At 45.9% G+C, this 3763-nt stretch carries 4 protein-coding genes; 3 read left to right on the forward strand and 1 reads right to left on the reverse strand.

The genetic code is table 11. The features are described 5' to 3' along the window. Positions 1–1724 (forward strand): bifunctional aspartate kinase/homoserine dehydrogenase II (gene metL, locus ACP45E_RS16165; protein WP_069585236.1); only part of this gene is annotated, 1724 nt, incomplete at its 5' end. Positions 1725–2011: 287 nt separating this feature from the next. Then, the gene (metF, locus tag ACP45E_RS16170; RefSeq protein WP_017036804.1) at positions 2012–2902 is read left to right on the forward strand and encodes a methylenetetrahydrofolate reductase; all 891 of its coding nucleotides are present in this window, start codon (positions 2012–2014) and stop codon (positions 2900–2902) included. A gap of 138 nt (positions 2903–3040) precedes the next feature. Here metF and zapB read toward each other — a convergent pair whose 3' ends face one another. Further along, the gene (gene zapB / locus ACP45E_RS16175; protein WP_017036805.1) at positions 3041–3283 is read right to left on the reverse strand and encodes a cell division protein ZapB; all 243 of its coding nucleotides are present in this window, start codon (positions 3281–3283) and stop codon (positions 3041–3043) included. 337 nt (positions 3284–3620) lie between these two features. On the opposite strand from zapB, the gene ACP45E_RS16180 reads away from it, so the two are divergent. Beyond that, positions 3621–3763: fructose-bisphosphatase class II (locus ACP45E_RS16180; RefSeq protein ID WP_141707370.1), on the forward strand; the 143-nt coding region annotated here is incomplete at its 3' end.

Raw genomic sequence — 3763 nt, forward strand, 5'->3', positions numbered from 1 at the left:
CCGACCCACGCATTGTTAGCGATGCTTGCCTACTGCCACTGCTTCGTTTAGATGAAGCCAGTGAACTTGCTCGGCTTGCTGCACCGGTACTGCACAGTCGCACTCTGCAACCTGTCGCTCAAAGCACTATGGACCTTCATTTGCGTTGCAGCTATCAAGCCGAATCCGGGTCAACACGCATTGAACGTGTACTGGCTTCTGGTCGTGGTGCCAAAATCATCACCTCACTTGACGAAGTATTGCTGATACAGCTTTCCTTTGCTCACAGCCATGATTTTGAACGCTTAGAAAACGACGTACTGCAAAGCCTAAAACGCGCCCAGCTTGAACCGCTGGCCTATGAAGCTCAACCCGATCAATACAAACTGCGTCTTGCTTACACCGCCGAAATTGCTAGCGGTGCCCTAAGCCACCTACAAGATGCCGCGATAGAAGCTGAAATTAAGCTCAAAGAAGGGTATTCCCTTGTGGCTGCTGTCGGTGCTGGCGTCGCTAAGAACCCAAATCACTGTTACGGCTTTTACCAACAACTGAAAGCTTCACCGGTCGAGTTCATCTCTGAATCCCTATCTGGGTTAAGTCTTGTGGCCGTGACACGTAAAACGCCGATAACGTCGTTGGTCAATGCGATTCATACTCAACTGTTCCAGGCACAAAAACGGGTCGCTATTGCGTTATGTGGCAAGGGTAATATTGGCAGTAGTTGGCTTGAGTTGTTCTCTAGCCAAAAAAATGAGTTAGAAAAACGCCGTGGAATGAGCTTCAATCTCGTTGCCGTCATCGACAGCCAAACGTATTGGTTTGACGAGCAAGGAATCGATGCTAGCGGCGTTGAGAAGCGCTTTAACGATGAATCGGTCACTCACAATGGCAAAGAATGGATTGAGCGACTAGGCTCGATTCAGGGCTACGACGATGTGATCGTTCTGGATGTCACCGCTAGCCAAGTGCTGGCCAATCAATACCTCGACATTGCTGCACACGGTATGCACCTTATCTCGGCAAACAAGGTGGCAGGATCCGCATCCAGTCACTATTACCATCAAGTTCAAGATGCATTCAGTAAAATCAATCGCCATTGGTTATACAATGCCACCGTGGGGGCGGGCTTACCGATCAATCACACGGTTCGCGATCTCCGTGAAAGTGGTGATGACATCATGGCATTATCGGGCATTTTCTCTGGCACTCTGTCGTGGTTATTCCAGCAGTTTGATGGCACTGTACCTTTCAGCGAATTAGTAGATTTAGCTTGGCAACAAGGTCTAACAGAGCCCGATCCGCGTTCTGATCTTGATGGGTCAGACGTTATGCGCAAGTTGGTTATCCTTGCCCGTGAATCCGGCCTTGATATTGAACCTGAAAACGTCAAAGTGGAATCGTTAGTGCCTCAAGAGTTGGCCGACCTTCCGCTGGATGACTTTCTGGATAAGAGCGCCCTACTGAGTGAGATTCTGGCCGAGCGATTGGAAAAAGCTCAGCGTGAAGACAAAGTGCTGCGCTACATTGCTCGACTCGAGAAGAACGGCAAAGCAACCGTTGGTATTGAAGCGCTCAATAAAGAGCACGCTCTCGCGAATCTGCTGCCTTGCGACAATATTTTTGCGATTGAGAGTAAGTGGTATAAAGACAATCCATTGGTGATTCGTGGCCCTGGCGCAGGGCGAGAAGTCACGGCGGGAGCGATTCAATCGGATCTGAACCTATTGTCTAGCCTACTGTAACCTAACCTATTTCATGCCAATAATTGGGTTAGAGATTATCTAGCCCATTTTTTTCCTCTTTTCTTGCATCATCCTACTCATCGCCTTAATCGTTGCTTGACTACCTACTTACATAACTCATTAAATAGCGACTTCATCTCTACTTGAGATTGGCTCATTATCAACATGAAAAAAATTCATAGTTACACTGTTGACATTAAATCGCTTTCATTACATTCTGTGGACATATAGACGTCTAAACGTCGATTTTAAAGTTTGGTGATTAGATTGATCACAGGGAGAGTAAGATGGGATACACACACGCAGGTCACATAGACGCATTAAACCAAAATGTTGCTGAGCTTTCAGATAACATTAATGTGTCATTCGAGTTCTTTCCACCGAGCAGTGAAAAGATGGAAGAAACACTGTGGAACTCTGTTCACCGTCTGAAAACTCTACAGCCAAAGTTTGTTTCTGTTACTTATGGCGCAAACTCTGGCGAGCGAGACCGTACTCACTCCATCATCAAAGACATTAAAGACCAAACCGGTTTGATTGCTGCGCCTCACCTAACGTGTATTGACGCTTCTCGTGATGAGTTAATCCAAATCGCGGACGATTACTGGAATAACGGCATTCAAAGCATTGTGGCGCTTCGTGGCGACATTCCACCTGGTGGCGGTGCACCAGACATGTACGCATCAGATCTTGTGACGCTTCTTAAAGAACGCCATGACTTTGATATCTCTGTGGCTGCGTTTCCTGAAGTTCACCCTGAAGCGAAAAGTGCGCAATCTGATCTTCTTAATCTAAAACGCAAAGTGGATGCGGGCGCAAATCGTGCCATCACTCAATTCTTCTTTGATGTCGAAAGTTACCTGCGTTTTCGTGACCGCTGTGTCGCTGCTGGGATTGATGTAGAAATTGTGCCAGGTATTTTACCCGTGTCGAATTTTAAACAAGCGTCTCGTTTTGCCGCGATGAACAACGTAAAAGTACCAGGTTGGATGGCAAAGCAGTTTGAAGGTCTCGACGACGACCCAACCACACGCCAGCTCGTCGGTGCTAGCCAAGCGATCGATATGGTGAGAATTTTAAGCCGTGAAGGTGTGAAAGATTTCCACTTCTACACGCTAAATCGCGCTGAAATGACGTACGCACTTTGTCATACGCTAGGTGTTCGCCCACAAGGGTAATAGAACTCGCCTGCGGTCATAAAAACAAAAACGCCAACGAATGATCGCTGGCGTTTTTATTATGAATTCAAAGAAGATTAATCGCGCTAGAAAGCTCATTAAGCTTCAAACAATTATTTACAGGGTCTAAGCGAGCGCTTACTCAACTTCATCCATTTTACCCAATAGGCCACGGATACGCTCTTGCCATGCCGCTTGTTCTTGTTGCATCTGCTCTGTTTTTTGCTCTAGAGCTTCACGGTTTGCTTTTAACTCATTCGCTTCGTTTTCTAGCAGTTGCTTTTCTTCTTTTAGCTCTTCTACTTCCATTTGTAGCAGTGAAATTGTATCTACCGCTGTTTGAATCTTTGCTTCCAATTGCTCTAATACTTCAAAAGACATTTTAGCCTACCTTTCTATTTGCTTAAGTCGTTACTTGCTTAAGTGAATGTGTGCTTAAACGGGTGTGTGCTTAAGTCGTTGTTTGGTGAGTGTTGCTCTTGCCCCCATTCTACTCAGCAGCGAGCCGATAAACACGCGCTATATTCGATAATTTATATCATTCGCTCAAAAAACACACGCATATTGACAAACACCTGACCAAGCCAAGGTTCACGCTTCAATTTCTTTGAAAATATCATGCGCTAAATGGCCATTAGACAAAAAAGCAAACGTTTCCTTTTTGATGTGCTAAAATCTCGCCGAATTTTTCCTTTTCCCTTTCATATTTGGAGTCATCATGAAACGCGACTTAGCAATGGCATTTTCACGAGTTACCGAAGGTGCTGCATTAGCAGGTTACAAATGGCTTGGCCGTGGCGATAAAATTGCTGCTGACGGTGCAGCGGTTGAAGTTATGCGCAGCCTACTCAATAAAACCGA

Source organism: Vibrio genomosp. F10 str. 9ZD137 (assembly GCF_049974785.1).
GTDB lineage: Bacteria > Pseudomonadota > Gammaproteobacteria > Enterobacterales > Vibrionaceae > Vibrio.